Here is a 310-nt window from a genome sequence, read left to right on the forward strand (position 1 = left end):
AAAACGGCGTGCTTGTGCTCGCTCTTCGACTTGTGGACGTGCGAGGGGTCGACGTCGAGCTCGTCGTACGGGTCGAACAGCGATCCGTCGACCGACTCCTGGGCGCGGAAGTGCTCCATGATCGTCACCATCTGTTCGTGGAGTTCGAGCAGCTCGTCCTTGTGCATACCCACGGATACGGGATGTGGGCCCTATAAGGGTTGTTGAGGGGGGTACGCACGGTTCCGCGCCGCGGGGACCGCCGTCGAGGAGAGTCGTTCGGTCAGAAGACGTACTCGTCTTCGTGGCCCATCATCCCCTCGTCTTCGAA

At 61.6% G+C, this 310-nt stretch carries 1 protein-coding gene; it reads right to left on the reverse strand.

Annotation, left to right across the window (positions count from 1 at the left end; genetic code table 11):
* On the reverse strand, window positions 1-167 hold a 167-nt coding region (locus EXE45_RS18640; RefSeq protein WP_199233721.1), incomplete at its 3' end, for a UPF0058 family protein.
* Window positions 168-310: the final 143 nt, after the last annotated feature.

The organism is Halorubrum sp. SP9, from assembly GCF_005435015.1.
GTDB classification, from domain to species: domain Archaea; phylum Halobacteriota; class Halobacteria; order Halobacteriales; family Haloferacaceae; genus Halorubrum; species Halorubrum sodomense.